The following is a 15424-nucleotide window of genomic DNA, read 5'->3' on the forward strand; positions in this document are numbered from 1 at the left end:
TTGCCCCCCTTGCCTATCCAGAGGGATAAACCGGACACAAAAGCCTCTGGAAAGGCAAGGAAAGTCCACGGCCCGGCAGGCACGGACGCGGACGCGGAGACCGACCCGGTCCGGGAGACGGTGGCGGCCGTGCTGCGGTTCGCGGCCACGGAGATCGTGCCGCGGCTCGCCCGGACCACCGACGAGGTCACCGCCGTGCTACACGCCCTCGACGGCGGCTACGTCCCGGCCGGTCCCAGCGGCTCGCCGCTGCGGGGCCTGGTCAACGTGCTGCCCACCGGGCGGAACTTCTACTCGGTCGACCCGAAGGCCATCCCCAGCCGGCTCGCCTGGGAGACGGGCCAGGCAATGGCGACCTCCCTGCTCGAGCGGTACCGGGCCGACACCGGCACCTGGCCCGAGTCGGTGGGCCTGTCCGCCTGGGGAACCAGCGCGATGCGCACCTCCGGCGACGACGTGGCCGAGGTGCTCGCCCTGCTCGGCATCCGCCCGACCTGGGACGAGGCGTCGCGGCGGGTCAGCGGGCTCGAACCGATCGACCTCGCCGAGCTCGGCCGGCCCCGCATCGACGTCACCGTGCGCATCAGCGGCTTCTTCCGGGACGCGTTCCCGCACGTGGTGGTGATGCTCGACGACGCGGTCCGGCTCGCCGCCGGCCTCGACGAGGCCGACGAGGACAACTTCGTGCGCGCCCACGCCCGTGCGGACCTCGCCGGGCACGGCGACGAACGGCGGGCCACCCTGCGCATCTTCGGCTCCCGGCCGGGGGCGTACGGCGCCGGGCTGCTGCCTCTGATCGACAGCCGTAACTGGCGCGATGACGCCGACCTCGCCGAGGTGTACGCGACGTGGGGCGGCTATGCCTACGGCCGCGGGGTCGACGGCATCCCCGCCCGGGAGGACATGGAATCGGCCTATCGGCGAATCGCCATTGCCGCGAAGAACGTCGATACCCGCGAGCACGACATCGCCGACTCCGACGACTACTTCCAGTACCACGGCGGCATGGTCGCGACCGTACGCGCGCTGACCGGCCGGGCGCCGGCTGCCTACATCGGCGACAGCACCCGGCCGGAGGCGGTCCGCACCCGGACGCTGTCCGAGGAGACCTCCCGGGTCTTCCGCGCCCGGGTGGTGAACCCGCGGTGGCTCGCGGCGATGCGCCGGCACGGCTACAAGGGGGCGTTCGAGATGGCCGCCACCGTCGACTACCTGTTCGGCTACGACGCCACCGCCGGCGTGGTCGCGGACTGGATGTACGAACGGCTCGCCGCAACCTACGCGCTGGACCCGGAGAACCAGAAGTTCTTCGCCGAGTCCAACCCCTGGGCGCTGCATGGCATCACCGAACGGCTGCTGGAGGCCGCGGCGCGCGGCCTGTGGGAGCATCCGGAGGCCGCGACTCTCGACGCGCTGCAGGAGCTGTACCTGCGCACCGAGGGCGATCTGGAGGACGGTCCCACCGGCGACGCCTGAGATCGCCGGGTCCGGCCAGCTCGGAGTGCGGCAAGGCCAGAAGGCGGCGGATGGTCGGCGGCGGACAGGTGGCGGGCCACCTCACGGTTCCGACCGTCGCGAATCCGGGAAAATGTCTCTGGTGCGGACGACACTTCTGCTCGTGGGCGACGAGGCCGCCATGCACCGAGACCTCATCCCTGCCCTGCTCGGCGAGGGGTACGCCGTCGAGATGGCCGGCAGCGGCGAGGCGGCGCTCGCCGACCTGGTCGCCCGACCCGCCCAGGTCCATCTGGTCCTGGCCCGCCTGCCCCCGGTCCCGGCCCGGCGGACGGGTTCGACCACGGACCCTGTCTCTCCGCCGCCGGACGGCTGCCCGGACACCGTCCCAGCCTTGATTGAACCGATCAAACAGATCAAATCGGTCAAACCGGTCGACGCGCAAGCGGGCGCCCCGGCCATCGACGGGCTGGAGTTCTGCCGCCGTCTGCGCGCCGCCGGGGATCTTCCCCTCATCATGGTTGCCGGGCGGTCGGATCCCGCCGGGATCGTCGCGGGACTGGAGGCCGGGGCGGATGACTGTGTCACTGCTCCCCCCGTCACCGCCGAGGTGCTGGCGCGGATCCGGGCGCTGCTGCGCCGTGCCCGCCCGGGACAGTCGACGGCCAGCGCGCTCAGCGTCGGCGAGCTGCAGATCCGGCCGGCCGAGGGCGTGGTCAGCCGGCGCGGCGAAGACCAGCACCTCACCCGGACCGAGTTCCTTCTGCTGTGTGAGCTGGCTGTCGCGGGTGGCCGGGTCGTCTCCCGCAAGCAGCTCCTGGAACGCGTCTGGGGGTACGGCCACTTCGGCGGCACCAGAATGCTGGACGTCCACGTGCGCCGGCTACGGCGCAAGGTGGAGGCCGACCCGTCCGCGCCCACCCACATTCTCACCGTGCGTGGGGTGGGTTACCGCGTCTGCTGCTCGTCGCCGACCTCACGCGTCGCGGCTCCTCTCCCGACTCCCGTTCTCACGACTCCACCGCCACCATCGGGGAATCGGGCGACGCGGAACCCGCCGCCGCGGCGGACTCGACCGGGCCTCGCTATCCGTTGACGGATGACATGTCGGGGTAGCGGGTGCCCGCCACGTCCGCCCCCGCCGCGCCCAATCGCTCCGCCTCGGCGGCCGTCAACGTGATGCTGGTGGCTGCGACGTTGTCCTTCAGGTAGCGGCGCCGCTTCGTGCCAGGGATCGGCACGACGTCGTCGCCCTGGTGGTGCACCCATGCCAGCGCGAGCTGCGCGGGGGTCACGTTCTTCTCCGCGGCAAGCTTCTCGATCTCGGCGAGCACGGCGAGGTTGGCGTCGAAGTTGTCACCGTGCATCCGCGGCAGGTGCTGGCGGAAGTCGTCGGCGGCGAAGTCCGCGGCCGAGCGGAAGGTGCCGGTCAGGAAGCCACGCCCGAGCGGGCTGTAGGAGATGAACCCGATGCCGAGTTCCCGCAGGGTCGGCAGGATCTCGGCCTCCGGCTCGCGGGACCAGATCGAGTACTCGGTCTGCAGGGCCGTGATCGGGGCGACGGCGTGGGCACGACGGATGGTGGCCGGTGCCGCCTCCGAGAGCCCGAGGTACCGCACCTTGCCGGCGCTGACCAGCTCGGCCATCGCGCCGACGGTATCCTCGATCGGCGTCTTCGGGTCGACCCGGTGCTGGTAGTACAGGTCGATGTGGTCGACGCCGAGGCGACGCAGGGAGGCGTCGCAGGCCGAGCGCACGTACTCCGGACGGCCGTCGATCCCCCGCGCCGTCGGGTCGGCGGGGTCACGGATGATGCCGAACTTGGTGGCCAGCACCACCTCGTCCCGGCGGCCGATGATCGCCCGTCCCACGAGTTCCTCGTTGCGGTACGGGCCGTACATGTCCGCCGTGTCCAGCAGCGTCACCCCGAGGTCGAGCGCCCGGTGGATGGTGGCGACCGACTCGGCGTCGTCGCCAGCGCCGTAGAACTCTGACATTCCCATGCAGCCCAGACCCTGGACGGAGACCTCCAGGCCCTGGCTTCCTAGCGCGACCTTGCGCATCAGTGAACGGTCCTCTCCTGGTAGATGTCTTGATAAATGCTGATTTTGACGTTGATGGCGGTGAGGTTGCGCTGCACCTCGTCGAGGCGCGCCAGGACCCGGCGGCGATGCTCGGTCAACAGGGCGAGACGCTCCGCCTCGTTCCCCTCCCCGGCGCGCACCAGCTCGGCGTAGCGCGCCATCTCCCGGATCGGCATGCCGGTGAGCCGCAGCTTGGTCAGGAACGTGACCCAGCGGACGTCCTCGACGGTGTAGCGCCGATGGCTCGACGAGGCACGGGCGACCGGGTCCCGCATCAGCCCCACCCGCTCGTAGTACCGCAGCGTGTGCGCGCTGACTCCGGTGGCCGCGGCGGCCTCGGCGATCGTGAGGGTCCCGGCGGCCTCCGGTTCACCCCCCGGACCGACCGCGCACGGATCAACGGACCGGTCGCATCCATCCGGGCGGACCGCCGGGCCCAACCGCGCGCACCAGCCCTGATCCGGCTCCGCCACCATGATCGGAGACGGCGTCACGGCCGGAGACGGCGTCACGGCCGGCGGGGAGGACGTCACCGTGGGCGCCTCGATCGTGGCCATACGAAAACGCTAGGACTTGGAGTGCGCACGAAGTCAACGTGGCCCGCGGAAACTCGCTGTTCCGGATTCGCCGACTGCGTCATCGCGAACGGAGCGGGATGCGGCCGTCAACCGCCCACGCCGACTGTCGACGCCGGGTCGTCACACCGCGGGCCGCGTGGGGGCACGGCATACCCCCGGCGGGACGGCCTCCCCGCCGGCCTCCCCGCCGTCGGGTTACCGCCGGGCACCGACCGGCAGCGGCCTCGTCTCGAGAGATCGCCACGAGCGATCCGGATGGCCGAGGCCTCCCGCCGCGATCCACCGCGCGAGCGTGCGCGGGTCAGGGGTGGACCCGGTTAGCTCCCGAATCCGGACGCTCAGGGCCAGCAACGCCTCGGGGTGGTCGAGGTAGAGCCGGCGCTCCAGTCCCCCGGCCCGTCTGGCCAGCACCAGGGCCAGCCCCGCGAACGACTCCGCTCGCCCCGGACGGTCCTGCAGCTCCCAGCGGAACTCCGCGGCCGCGAGGCCGAGGTCTCCGCGCACGTAGAGCAGGTCCCCGAGGGTCGCGTTGACGGGCCAGGCCGCCGGATCGAGCCCGGCAGAACCAGCGAACCCGGCAGAACCAGCGAGCCCGCCGAACCGGTCGGGCCTGGCGAACCGGTCGGGCCTGGCGAACCGCAGCGAGGTCAGCGTCTGCCGGGCGTGGCGGTGCAGGCTATACGGCTCGGTCTGGGGGACGAGGCGGGACGACGGCGGTACCGGCCGTCCGCAGGGCCGACCGGCCGCCCAGTCCCGCGCCCATCTCTCGATGTGGTCGCGGTCGGGCCGGCGGTTGCGCAGCCGCCAGACGACGGCGATATCGCGCAGCACGGTGGCGGCGGTGGTAGTAGCCGCGATCGGCAGGTCAGCGGCGATCCAGACGTCGATCCTGGCGCCCAGGGCCGAGACGAACCGGCGGCCCGCCTCGGTGAGCCCGGCCGCCTCCCGCAGCACGGGCAGCACCGCCGAGACCGCGTCCCGGCACCAGGCGAACTCGTACGCCGCGCCCAGATCCGACCCGGCGCCGTCCCGGGCCCACCGCCCCGCCCAGAAGGCCGCGATCTGGGCGAAGGCGAAGGCGCCGTGCAGCAGCGGGGCGAGTGGCCGGGGGTCGGGCCGCCAGGGAGCGTAGTGCACGGAACCGTCGTGCGGGCCGATCAGGGGCGCGAGATCGCTCAGCATCTCCAGTCTGGTGTGCGCCGCCTCATGCACGACGGCGACAGCAAGCCACAGCGCGCCGGTCGGCGGGCTGATCATCAGCGCGCCGAGCGCGTCGATCACGGTGACGCCGGTGCCGGGCCGATCCGGGACCTCGCGCAACGGGACCAGCGCCGACAGGACCGCGGCGGCCTCCTCCGCCCGCGCCCCGTCGTCGCCCGCGAGCACGCTCCAGGCGCCGTCGAGCAGGCGCTGCCACCGGGCCGCCGCCGCCTCATCGCAGCGCGTGGCCACGGCCAGGGGAAGCGTGTCCGCAGCCCGGAACGGGTCAGTGTCCTCCAGCGTCAGCGCGATCCGGCGACCGTCGACAGTGCTCGACAGCGTGCGCGCCGGGGTCCAGCCGTCACCACCGGCCGGTCCCCGCCCGGGGCTGCCACTCAGCGTCACCCGCCGGTCGGACACGTGCGCGACGCCCCAACCGCTCGTGACCCCCGACCCGACGACGCCCACCGTGGGGATCGACACCAGCCCGTCGATGATCCGCACCGGCACCCGGCACGGCATCCGGGCCCGCAGGGCGGCGGCCACCGCGATCCCACCCACGTAACCGAGGCGGTCGAGGTCGGGTCCGGCCGACCCGTGCCAGCACCGCCGCAGGCTGCCGGCGAGCCAGGTCCCGATCGTCGGGTGCAGGAGCAGGTCGTGGACGGCGTCGCGGGCCCGCCGCTGAGCGTCCCCGAGCACGCGGAGCGCCTCATCCACACAGGTGCGTGTCGCGTCGTCGAGGTCGGCGTTCTCGAGGCCGCGTAGCAGCGCCCACAGCATCAGCATCCGTTTGCTGATCTGACCCCGCAGCAGCTCGCGCAGCGGTGCGGCACCCGGCGGCCCGCCCGCCACGGCCTCGATATCCCGCGGGATTATCCGGTGCCGGGCGGCGGGTGGGGAGACCACCCGACGGGCGGGTCCGGTAGGACGGGCGGGCCGCCGAGAGGCGGATGTCATGGCGCTACCGGGTGCGGGCCGTCCGCCCGGACAGGCGGCGGCCCCGGGCGGACGCGGCGGCTTCGAGGGGTCGGTGCCGTCCGGCATCTCCCCGAAGGATGTGGTCCTGGGCAGGTAGTCGGCCAGGTCCAGATCCCCGCCCAGGGCCAGGGCGACGTCCTCGGGCAGCGGCCCACCCGGGTGGCCGATCCAGGCGGCGATCCAGCGCTGCCATTCTCCTGAGGGTGGGCCCGCGAGGAAGGCAAGCTGGTCAGCGTCGACCTCGCAGAGATCCACCAGACCGGACGGCACGGGCATCAGATCGTGGGCCATGAATGTGGGGCCTCCCCACCAACGGGTACGCGCCGGCGCGACGCGGGGACCTGCTCGACGAAGAATACGCGATGACATCGACGATGATCCCGTCCATCGACGGGATTCACCTGGCGTCATCTGGCGCCTTTCAACGGCCGTCCGAAGCCGTCAGTCGGCGGACGAGCAACTGGAAGCGGCGGTCGGCTTCGGACACCCGACGCTGATCCAGGGTGACGCCCATCAGGAACTCGTCACGGCTGAGGCGATGAAAGTACAGCGCGCCCTTCTCCACGTCGAGAACGGTGCGGGTCAATCTGCGGTTCAGGACCGATCGCAGCAGACCGTCGAGCAGATCGCTCAGGGCGAGGAACTCGGCGGCAACCTTGACGAAACCCTCCCGGCGGGCCTCCCGGCTCAGACCGACGAAGAATTCGTTGAGGTCGTCGTGGTCCATCAGGTCGGCGGCGCTCACCGTGCCGCCGCGCACCAGGGCCATGTACTGGAGGTCACCGGGCTTCAGGACGCTGACGGCCTGGGCCTGGAACTCCTCCTCCCGCGAGTCCCCGGCGGGTGACCAACGCCGTTTGATCAGCGATGCCCAGGAATTGGCGAACACCGGCGCCGACGGCCTCGGCAGCGACACGAATGGATGAGAGCCGGTGTCCGGGCTACCGTCGGCGCGGGTGGGCGACGAGAGGAACGTGCCGTCCCCCCGGTGATAGCCGCCGTAGTTGGGGTCGCCGACCCCCCGGGCCGCCCGGATTTCCGTCGCGGTCTGCGAGAGCGTCAGGTCAGCGGACTCGATGGCGTCCGCGCCGAGGGAGACCCCGACGATGTACTGCCCCTCGTCGACGTCGAAGTAGAGCACCGCCCGGTCCTGCGCGGCGAAGACCGTCCGGATCAGCCGCCCGTTGGCGAGACCGGCCAGCGAGGTGTTCAGCTCCGTCATCCGGTGGTTCAGCTGCCGGCCGATGATCTCGTAGTCCCAGCGGGCCCGTTCCACCGTGCGTGAACCATGGAAATAGTCGGCCAGCCGCGGATGGTGCAGAAGGTCGGCCGACACCGTCGGCAATCCGTGGACGTAGTACTCGAGATACTGGGCACCCGTGACGGCCACCGCCCCGCGGAACCTCTGCCGGATGCCGTTGTATTCGTCACCGACATGCGGCGCGGTGACGATGTGGGGTTCGACAACATTATCAGGAACAGTCACCATCAGCTCATCCTTCTGCCGCTCCCGGCGGGTGGCGGCCGACGCCGGACCGGAAACCCCGGTCCGGGCGGACCGGCCGCCGGTGGATTGCCACCGTGCACTCGTCGCTCGGCCTCATCACGCTGCTCAGATGCTGGAGATGTCGATGTCGACTTCTCGATGGCCACGCCCGCCGCCGGCCTGCCGGCCGGTGAGGACCGCCAGGTTCTCCCGCATTATCGGGAGGTAGGGATGGCTTCTGTCCAGCGACATTTCAGATTCGCGCAACAGATCCTCGTTCAGCGCCCGGGCCGCCTCGGTCTCGCCGAGGGCTGCCAGGCTCGCGGCGTGGTTCACCCCGGCGGCCAGCGCGAACGGGTGGTGCTGGTAGAGCTCGTCGACCAGCGTGAGGTGGGCCTGCTCGGCCAGCGCGCGGGACTCCGCCAGCCGCCCGTCCGCGCGCAGGTAGGTAGATGGACAGATCCGAGCGGCAGACGTTCGTGAACGGATGCTCGGGGCCGTAGAGACGTTCATACTCCCGCAGGCACGACTCGGCCTCGACGGACGCCCGGTGGTGCTCGCCCAGCGCGTGCAGGTGGCCGGCACGGCTCAGCAGGCAGGCCAGGGTGCCCAGGTCGGACGCCCCGTAGATCTCGGTGTAGCGCTCGAGCGTCTCACCGGCGAGGCGGCTCGCCGCGTCCGGGCTGCCCCGCAGGCGCAGGACGACCGCGAGATGCTTGTTGCAGCGCAGGGTCAGGTGCGTCGTCGCCCCCTCGATGCCGGCGAGGTTGGTCGCGGCCTCCCGCAGCAACCGCTCCGCCTGCTCCAGCTCGCCCAGCTCCCGATGGCAGATCCCGGCCCGCGCCTGCAGCCACCAGAACTGCGAGGTGCCCTCGGCCCCCGCCAGGAGCAGCCGCGCCATGGTGTCCAGGCTCAGGTGGAGCGCCTCACGGGCCCGCCCGTCCAGGAAGGTGGACAGTGCGAGGTTGCTCGCAGCCATGAGGGTGTCGAGGTGGTTCTCGCCGAGCCGGTCGCGGAAACCGACCAGGGTGCTGCTCTCCTCCGCGGCTGCCTCGGTGTACCGGCCGAGCTCCCGGATGTCGATGCCGTAGCTCATCGCGGTGATCAATGTGTAGCGATGGAAAATGCCCAGATGGCGCCGCTGGCGGGCGAGGGTGTCGGTGTTCAGGTCGTACGCCTCCTGGAACCGTCCCAGGCCGCGGAGCACCATGGCCAGGTGGGTGGCCATCCGCAGGGTCAGCGGGTCGTCCGCTCCGAACAGGTCGCGCCATCTGCGCAACGCCTCCTCGGCGATGCCGCGGCCCAGCTCCAGCCGGCCGGACCGCCACATCACATACACCTGGGACACCAGCCACTGCCGAACCTTGGGTGCCGGGCTCTCCATCGCCTCGGAGGCCAGGATCTGGCCTTCCAGCATCCGGTAGATCGGCCAGCCCGCGGCGGCCGAGGGCCGCGGAGCGGCCGCGGCGATGTCCGCGAAGACGCCGAGCACCACCTCGCGGGCGGCAGTCTGCTCGGCGGGCTGCATCCGTTCGACGAGGAGCCGCTGCCAGCGCGCGGCGAGGCGGAACTGACCGTCGGGTGCAGTGTCGATCTCGGCCAGCCGGGGCTTACGGATCTCCGCCCACAGCTCGGGCAGCACGGTCGGGTCGGCGATCGCGTCGTCCCCTACCGCCTCGGCGAGATGGCGCAGCATCACCGGGGATTCCAGCAGGCCGAGCGGCACGCCCTGCGGGGCCAGGAAGGCACACAGTTCCAGCAGCCAGGCCGCCGCCCGCCGGGTCGCGCGGTCGCTGGTGCGCAGGGTCTCGAACGACACCGTCCAGGTCGCCTGCTCGGGTGCGACCCCGGCGATCTGGGTGAGGTAGGCGTCGACGGCACGGTCGTCGACCGGCACTCCCCGCCGGTCCTGGCGAAGCCACCCGACCGCGGTGCGCAGGCCCGACGGCTGATGCCGCAGCCGCTCGGCGATCATCGCCAGCCGGTCCGCACCGACCTCGGGCAGCCACCGGCGCAGGAACGCCCGGCTCTCGGCCGGGGTGAACGGGCCCACCCACAGCGCGCCGGGTTCACTGTCCCAGGCCGGGTCCGCCGAGGTCAGCAGGACATGACCGTTACTGGTCGGGACGGGTAGCAGCCCGGCCAGCAACTGCGGGTCGGTGGCGCCGTCGTAAACGAGCAGCCAGCGCGGTGAGGGGTCGCCCTGGCGCAGCGCGTCCAGGGCGACCCGTTCGAGCTGCTCGCTCGGGGAGCGCTGCGCGCCCGGGACGTCGCTGCCGGGACGCAGCCGCTCGGCGAGGTCGCGCAGGCCCGCCCGGACCGAGGCGGCGTCACCCGCCGAGATCCAGTGCACGATGTCGTAGTCGGAGCCGAACCGGTGCGCGTACTCGGCCGCGATGGCGCTCTTCCCGACGCCGTCCGGGCCGAGCAGGGGGCACAGCCCGCTCGGTCGGCCCCCCGGCAGCAGTCGGTCGCGCAGCTCGTCCAGCACCGCGTGCCGCCCGATGAACGGCTGGGCGAACCCGGCCGGCACCGACCAGAAGCGGGGCCGGCGGGCCGGGTACCGGGGAGCGACCACCGGCAGGTCATCGAGCCGGGCCCGCGGAACGGGCAGCCCCAGCCCTTCGAGGACCACGACCCCCGCGTCCCGCTCGTTCCGCGCGGGCAGGGAGATAATCTCGGCCCCGTGGTAGGCGGGGTCAAGCCGCATCGAACCCACCTCGACGACCACCATCCCCGCCCGCGAGCCGCGCTGGCGGATCCGGGTCTGGACCTGCTCGCGCACCAGGGACTCACCCGGGGCGTCCGGGCCCAGATGCGGTGATCCGATCACGATCAGTGACTCGACAGCGGGGAAGTCGGCGGGGGTCAGCGCCGTCGGGGGCAACGGCCGGATCCGCACCCCGGTGGCTCCCAGCACCGACGCCAGCCAGTCCGCCCAGGGCCGGTCCTCGGGCGCTCCAAAGATCGTCACCGACCGCGGAGCGGGCGGTCCGTACTGCTCGAAGTCCCGCAGCACCCGCTCCCGGTCCTGCGGCGGGACGCCGCGCGCATCGATCGGGGCGCCGGCGAGCTCTCCGGCGAGCATCCGGTAGGCGGCCTGGACGCCGAGCCGACTGGCGGGATCCTCCTGGAAGGCCGCCAGGACCTCCTCGTAGGCGTAGACCGCCTTGTAGGGAATCTCCAGGCCGATCAGAAAGCTCCGCTGTTTCTCCGGGTCGGAACCGCACAGGTCGGCCAGCACCGGGCGGAAGGCATGGAACGCCGCGCGGCGGCGCAGTTCCTGCTTGCGCTGCTCGGTGTCCTCGACCCGCATCGGGACGGGCAGCACCCGGATGTCCCGCTTGCTGTTCCGGATCTCGCGGGCCACCCCGGCGCCGCCGTCGATGGACTGGTTGTTCAGCGCGAATCCGATGACGACGGTGTCCGGCAGGAGGTGGGTGCAGACGCCGGCCGCGTCCGAGGTCCCGGTCCGGCTGTCGATGAGGACGTAGTCGTAGTCGGCGAACCGCATGCGCTCACGCAGCGCGGCGAAATACGCCAGGCCGTCGGCCTCCTCGAACAGCGTCGACCAGGGCACCGTGGCCGCCAGCACCGCGCTCGTGGATGTCTGCCGGCCGGGACCGAGGAAGTCGATCCGCCCGACGCCCGGGAACCCGGGCCACTCGATGGTCTCGATGTTGTGCCGGAAGTCGCCGTGCAGGGCGATGATCTCGCGCACCGCGTCGGCGTCCGGCAAGGAGGCCTGCTCCGCGGCTGTCGACGGCGACGCATCCTGAAGCCGGTCGATCTCCCGGATGAAACCCTGGAGCATCTCGGTGACGCCGTCACTCGAGTCCAGCTCCCTGTTCTGCAGAAACGGGCGGAAATACCGGTGCAGGCCGGGAGACTCCAGATCCCAGTCGACGGTGAGAACCCGCTTACCCGAGGCGGCGAGCAGCCAGGCGACGTTCGCCAGCGCCATCGTGCGCCCCGAACCGCCCTTGTAGGAGTAAAAGGTGATGATCTGCGCCGGCCTGCCGGCGCGCCCGCCCGGGGTGTCGTGACCCGCCGGTTCCGGTGGTTGCCTGGAAAGTTCCGGTGGTTGCTCGGAAAGTTCAGTCATCGTCATCGTCCAGTTCGGCGGCGCCGGCACGACGCAGGATGGGTCGACGGGTGTGCTCGGGATCGGCCATCCGCCATCGACGCTCCCGGCCACCGGCTCGGGCCGGAGCCATGGCCGCCGGGGCCGGAGCCGTGCGAACCGTCGAGGCCAGGGGTGCCATCTGGGCCGGCGGGATCAGCAGCGTCGCGGAGCCGCCGACGGACCAGCGGGTGCCCGGGCCCCGACCGGCCGACACCCAGTCCGTCCGCCCCGACCGCTCGACGAACTCCACGTCACGCGTGGACAGTGCCGGCGGCTCGTCGCCGCGGGCACGCACGATCAGTTCACTGACCCGTTCGGTCAACCGCTGGTATCAGACCGAGGCGGAGCCGGTCCGGATCAGCTGTAACGCGCCGCTCGCCGTGTAGCCCGCGCCGAAGTCGCCGACGAGCATCCCCGCCTCCGCGATCTGAGCCGGCACGGGTACCGATCGGATGGACCAGGGGACGCCGACCAGCGCCGGGGAGCTCCGACCGGTGAAATGGTGGTGCCACCGCAGCCGCTCCCGGAACAGCGACCACTCCAGCAGGCACTGGTGGTCGGTGAAGTAGGCGTCCGAGTACAGCGCCACCATCACCGGCGCCAGGAGCGCATCGGGATTGGAGCGGCCCCCGCCGCCGCCGAGGGCTCCGCCTCGCCGGCCGCCTCGCCGGTGAACACCTCACGATAGCCGAGGCGCTCGTAAACCGCATTCTGTACATCTCCGAAGAAACGTTCGACGTAGCTGCTGTCACCGCCGGCGAGCGCGTGATGAACCAGAAAGACCGGTGTCACAGGTCCCCCTCACGCCGTTTTTCGGCGCAGGGCCTCTGCCCTACCATTGCACCCGGTCCTCCCACGTCCACGGCAGCTCGCACAGGTCGGACCACATTCTTCACCGCTGGGGCCCGGGTGCGGCGGGACGGTCGCGGCGCGCTGCCGCCGGGTGCCGGCCGTGGGGTGTTCGTGCAGCTCATCACGGCTCCGTGCAGCTCACGACTGATGGTGGAACGGGGAACGGACGAGCTCCGTCGCCTCGGCGTCCAACGGCGGCAGCTGGTCGCGAGCGACATCCATGACCCGGTAGGCCAGCAGACTTACATACTCCGCGAAGGCGGCGGGATGGCGCATCAAATCCAGGACTGGAAGGTTGTCATATTGACGACCAAGCTCCATATGCGCGATGTGGAGTTCATGGGCCGTCTCGGGTACCTCGGCGTCCCGCCGCAGCCAGGGCACGGGAATGATCCCGGACGGCGGGTTCCCGCCCGGCTTGGTCGCCCGGCGGATACGTTCCTGAAAGACGCCGAACTCCCGGCCGCACCAGTCGTTCTCGAAGTAGTCGTCGCACCACAGCGCGACCAGCACCGGAGCCGTGCGCACCGCGTCGCGCAGCGAGGTCGGCCAGTGCTCCCCGCCGCCCAGCCGGTCGGCGTCGAAGAATCCCGTCGGCCGGATCCGGCGCCTGACCTTGCGGCGCAGCTCCAGCTCGAGCTCCCGATGGAAGATGGCCACGCGATCCCGGTCGTCGCGGTGCGCGTGGCTGGTGAAGAAGTAGTAGGTCGGGGCGCCCGACGGCCCGTGGCTGGGCGGGGGCGAGGAGGGCGGTCCAGGCAGCTCGAGCGGTGGCCAGGAGGCGAACTGGTGCGCGGGCACCGGTGATGACACGCCGAGCAGCGCCGAGCCCGCGCCGCTCCAGTGGGATCGCAGCTCGGCCACCAAACGCCGGAAGTCCACGACAGACCGGTCGTCGCGCGGCGCGACCAGGTCGAGGGCCTGCACCAGGGCGTCGAGCATGCCGGGATCGGGCTGGCCGACCGCCTCGCTGACCAGCGTGGTCAGGCGGACCGCGACGACCGGGGAGGTCAGCGCGACCGTGCGACCGAGGATCCGCGCCAGCTCGTCGAACCAGTGGTCGAAACCGGCCAGGTCGGCGATGTACTCCACCCGCATCAGGGCCGCGACGAGCTCGTCGACCTCCCGGAGGGCCAGCCGTGCTTGTTGATCACAGGAATCGATGGTGCCTGCGCCGCGTCGCGCCCCACCGGGTCACGTACCTCGTCTGCGACCATGACGGTGGCGGCCCCGGCGGCGGCCCCGGCCCCGGCGGAGCCCACGGACACGGCGGGGGATCCGGAATCACGCATCGCCCGGGCCCGGGACGACTGGTCACCGCCGGTGGCGTCCCGGACGGCCGGCGTCGGCCGCAACGCCGCCATCTCCAGCAGGCGCCGACACAGTTCCGGCGTCACGACCGCCTCGCGGATCAGGTACCCGGCGATCTCCGCGAGCAGGGCGGGCCGGTGTCCGACCAGCTCCCCCAGCTGGGCTGCGGTGGCCGGGTCGACCATCGGCGCCGCGCTGGTGAGCAGCATGACCGACTCGCGACGACGCAACGGCCCGATGGGCATCGTCCGGTCCCGCCAGGCGTCCACGGTGCGGTCGGCGATGATGATCACATGCGCCTCGCCGTCGGGAAGGAACTCCGCCACCTCATCCGGACTGCCCACACCCGCGAAGATGACCAATCACCCCGCGCTGGGCTCTCCGGCCCGGCGCCGGCCGCGCCCGGGGCGGGGCCGGTAAATCCGGTGCGGACCCGCTCGTAGAGCTCGCCGATCTGCCCGGGGACGGCGGTGGTCGTCGAGCAGTCCACCCACCACGAGACGTCGTAGCGCAGCTTGAACCGATGCTGGTACTCGCCAGCGAGCTCGGTCTCCCCGATGTCGGACCGGTCGCCCTCCGGCACCAGCACCACCCGCCGATGCCGGGCCAGACCGTCCCAGATGCGTTCCAGCTCGTCGTTGCGACCGGCGAACAGCTCGTTCTCCCGGCGGCTGCGCCACACCGGGGGCGCATCGCCGGGCCGGCGACCGGGCCGGGCATAGGCGTTCATCGCCGGGCTCCCGCCTGTATCCCCGCCAGCAGTCCGTCGACCGCGGTCGGCTCGAACCGGCTCAGGTCCAGCTTCGGCAGCGTCCGCAGCGGCTCGGGTAACGGTTCGCGGTCGATGACCGCCCGGATGACCTGATTCTCGAGCGGTCCCGCCAGCCCCAACCACTCCCACGCCTCGATCTCGGTCTCGCCAGGGTTCTCCGGGCGGGGCGGCCGGTAGTGCCGCGACAGCAGGGCCACGGTGACATCCGGCCGGCGCGCGGCGATGCGGTCAACCGTCTCGGCCAGCCGCTCACCTCTACTCTGCGCCCATCTGACCTGCACGACCCGGTGGGAGCCGCGGCGCAGCAGGTATTCGAGCCAGTCCGCCCACTCCTGGTCGGCGCCGACGTAGCTGATGGCGACCAAGCGGGAGACCTCCGCCGTCGGAGTCTGCGGCGGCGGTACGTGAGACGCCGCCGGCGGCGTGGTTCGGCAGGAGGTGGTCGTCGGCGTGGGCACGGGGGATGCCGTCCCGATCGAAGCCGCGCGCCGCGCCTCGTCGCCGTCGCCGTGGGTCCGGAAACCGGCTCTCCCGTTCCCGTTCACGTTCACGTTCACGGACCCGGCCAGCGGCAATGCC

The 15424-nt window shown here is 71.8% G+C and carries 15 protein-coding genes; 2 read left to right on the top strand and 13 right to left on the bottom strand.

The annotated features are described in order from the left end of the window. Together AC08OJ_RS12730 and AC08OJ_RS12735 are read left to right on the top strand one after the other, a co-directional pair. The coding region (locus tag AC08OJ_RS12730; RefSeq protein ID WP_476595826.1) for a cobaltochelatase subunit CobN at positions 1-1476 on the top strand (1476 nt) is incomplete at its 5' end. A gap of 121 nt (positions 1477-1597) precedes the next feature. Beyond that, the gene (locus AC08OJ_RS12735) at positions 1598-2551 is read left to right on the top strand and encodes a winged helix-turn-helix domain-containing protein (protein WP_476595827.1); all 954 of its coding nucleotides are present in this window, start codon (positions 1598-1600) and stop codon (positions 2549-2551) included. Here AC08OJ_RS12735 and AC08OJ_RS12740 read toward each other — a convergent pair. The 13 genes from AC08OJ_RS12740 to AC08OJ_RS12800 all read right to left on the bottom strand — a co-directional run. Continuing rightward, positions 2541-3518, bottom strand: coding sequence for an aldo/keto reductase (locus tag AC08OJ_RS12740; protein ID WP_476593040.1), 978 nt, complete (start codon positions 3516-3518; stop codon positions 2541-2543). The genes AC08OJ_RS12735 and AC08OJ_RS12740 overlap by 11 nt on opposite strands. After that, positions 3518-4096, bottom strand: a complete 579-nt coding sequence (locus tag AC08OJ_RS12745; protein WP_476593041.1) for a MerR family transcriptional regulator — start codon at positions 4094-4096, stop codon at positions 3518-3520. Before AC08OJ_RS12745 ends, AC08OJ_RS12740 begins: the two co-directional genes overlap by 1 nt. A 216-nt stretch (positions 4097-4312) precedes the next feature. After that, on the bottom strand, positions 4313-6574 hold the full coding sequence (locus AC08OJ_RS12750) for an HEXXH motif domain-containing protein (protein ID WP_476595828.1): 2262 nt from the start codon (positions 6572-6574) through the stop codon (positions 4313-4315). 145 nt (positions 6575-6719) lie between these two features. Beyond that, positions 6720-7787 (bottom strand): hypothetical protein, encoded by a 1068-nt coding sequence (locus AC08OJ_RS12755; RefSeq protein ID WP_476595829.1) that lies wholly within the window; start codon positions 7785-7787, stop codon positions 6720-6722. Positions 7788-7910: 123 nt separating this feature from the next. Beyond that, the gene (locus AC08OJ_RS12760) at positions 7911-8051 is read right to left on the bottom strand and encodes a hypothetical protein (protein ID WP_476595830.1); all 141 of its coding nucleotides are present in this window, start codon (positions 8049-8051) and stop codon (positions 7911-7913) included. Beyond that, positions 8038-11889 carry an FxSxx-COOH system tetratricopeptide repeat protein gene (gene fxsT, locus AC08OJ_RS12765; protein WP_476595831.1) on the bottom strand — a complete coding sequence of 1284 codons (3852 nt, stop codon included), beginning with the start codon at positions 11887-11889 and terminating at the stop codon, positions 8038-8040. The genes AC08OJ_RS12760 and fxsT overlap by 14 nt, the downstream gene beginning before the upstream one ends. Further along, the gene (locus AC08OJ_RS12770) at positions 11882-12232 is read right to left on the bottom strand and encodes a hypothetical protein (RefSeq protein WP_476595832.1); all 351 of its coding nucleotides are present in this window, start codon (positions 12230-12232) and stop codon (positions 11882-11884) included. The genes fxsT and AC08OJ_RS12770 overlap by 8 nt, the downstream gene beginning before the upstream one ends. 9 nt (positions 12233-12241) lie before the next feature. Continuing rightward, positions 12242-12505 (bottom strand): hypothetical protein, encoded by a 264-nt coding sequence (locus AC08OJ_RS12775; RefSeq protein WP_476595833.1) that lies wholly within the window; start codon positions 12503-12505, stop codon positions 12242-12244. Then, entirely contained in the window at positions 12502-12702 is a 201-nt protein-coding gene (locus tag AC08OJ_RS12780; protein ID WP_476595834.1) for a hypothetical protein, read from the bottom strand. Before AC08OJ_RS12780 ends, AC08OJ_RS12775 begins: the two co-directional genes overlap by 4 nt. Before the next feature lie 198 nt (positions 12703-12900). Then, positions 12901-13860, bottom strand: coding sequence for a TIR domain-containing protein (locus AC08OJ_RS12785; protein ID WP_476595835.1), 960 nt, complete (start codon positions 13858-13860; stop codon positions 12901-12903). Next, positions 13860-14399: a hypothetical protein gene (locus AC08OJ_RS12790; RefSeq protein ID WP_476593050.1), complete on the bottom strand. Its 540-nt coding sequence runs from the start codon at positions 14397-14399 to the stop codon at positions 13860-13862. The genes AC08OJ_RS12785 and AC08OJ_RS12790 overlap by 1 nt, the downstream gene beginning before the upstream one ends. Beyond that, positions 14363-14803, bottom strand: coding sequence for a hypothetical protein (locus tag AC08OJ_RS12795; RefSeq protein WP_476593051.1), 441 nt, complete (start codon positions 14801-14803; stop codon positions 14363-14365). Before AC08OJ_RS12795 ends, AC08OJ_RS12790 begins: the two co-directional genes overlap by 37 nt. Beyond that, positions 14800-15424: toll/interleukin-1 receptor domain-containing protein (locus tag AC08OJ_RS12800; protein ID WP_476595836.1), on the bottom strand; the 625-nt coding region annotated here is incomplete at its 5' end. The genes AC08OJ_RS12800 and AC08OJ_RS12795, both read right to left, overlap by 4 nt.

It is taken from the genome of Frankia sp. CgKIO3, assembly GCF_977946435.1.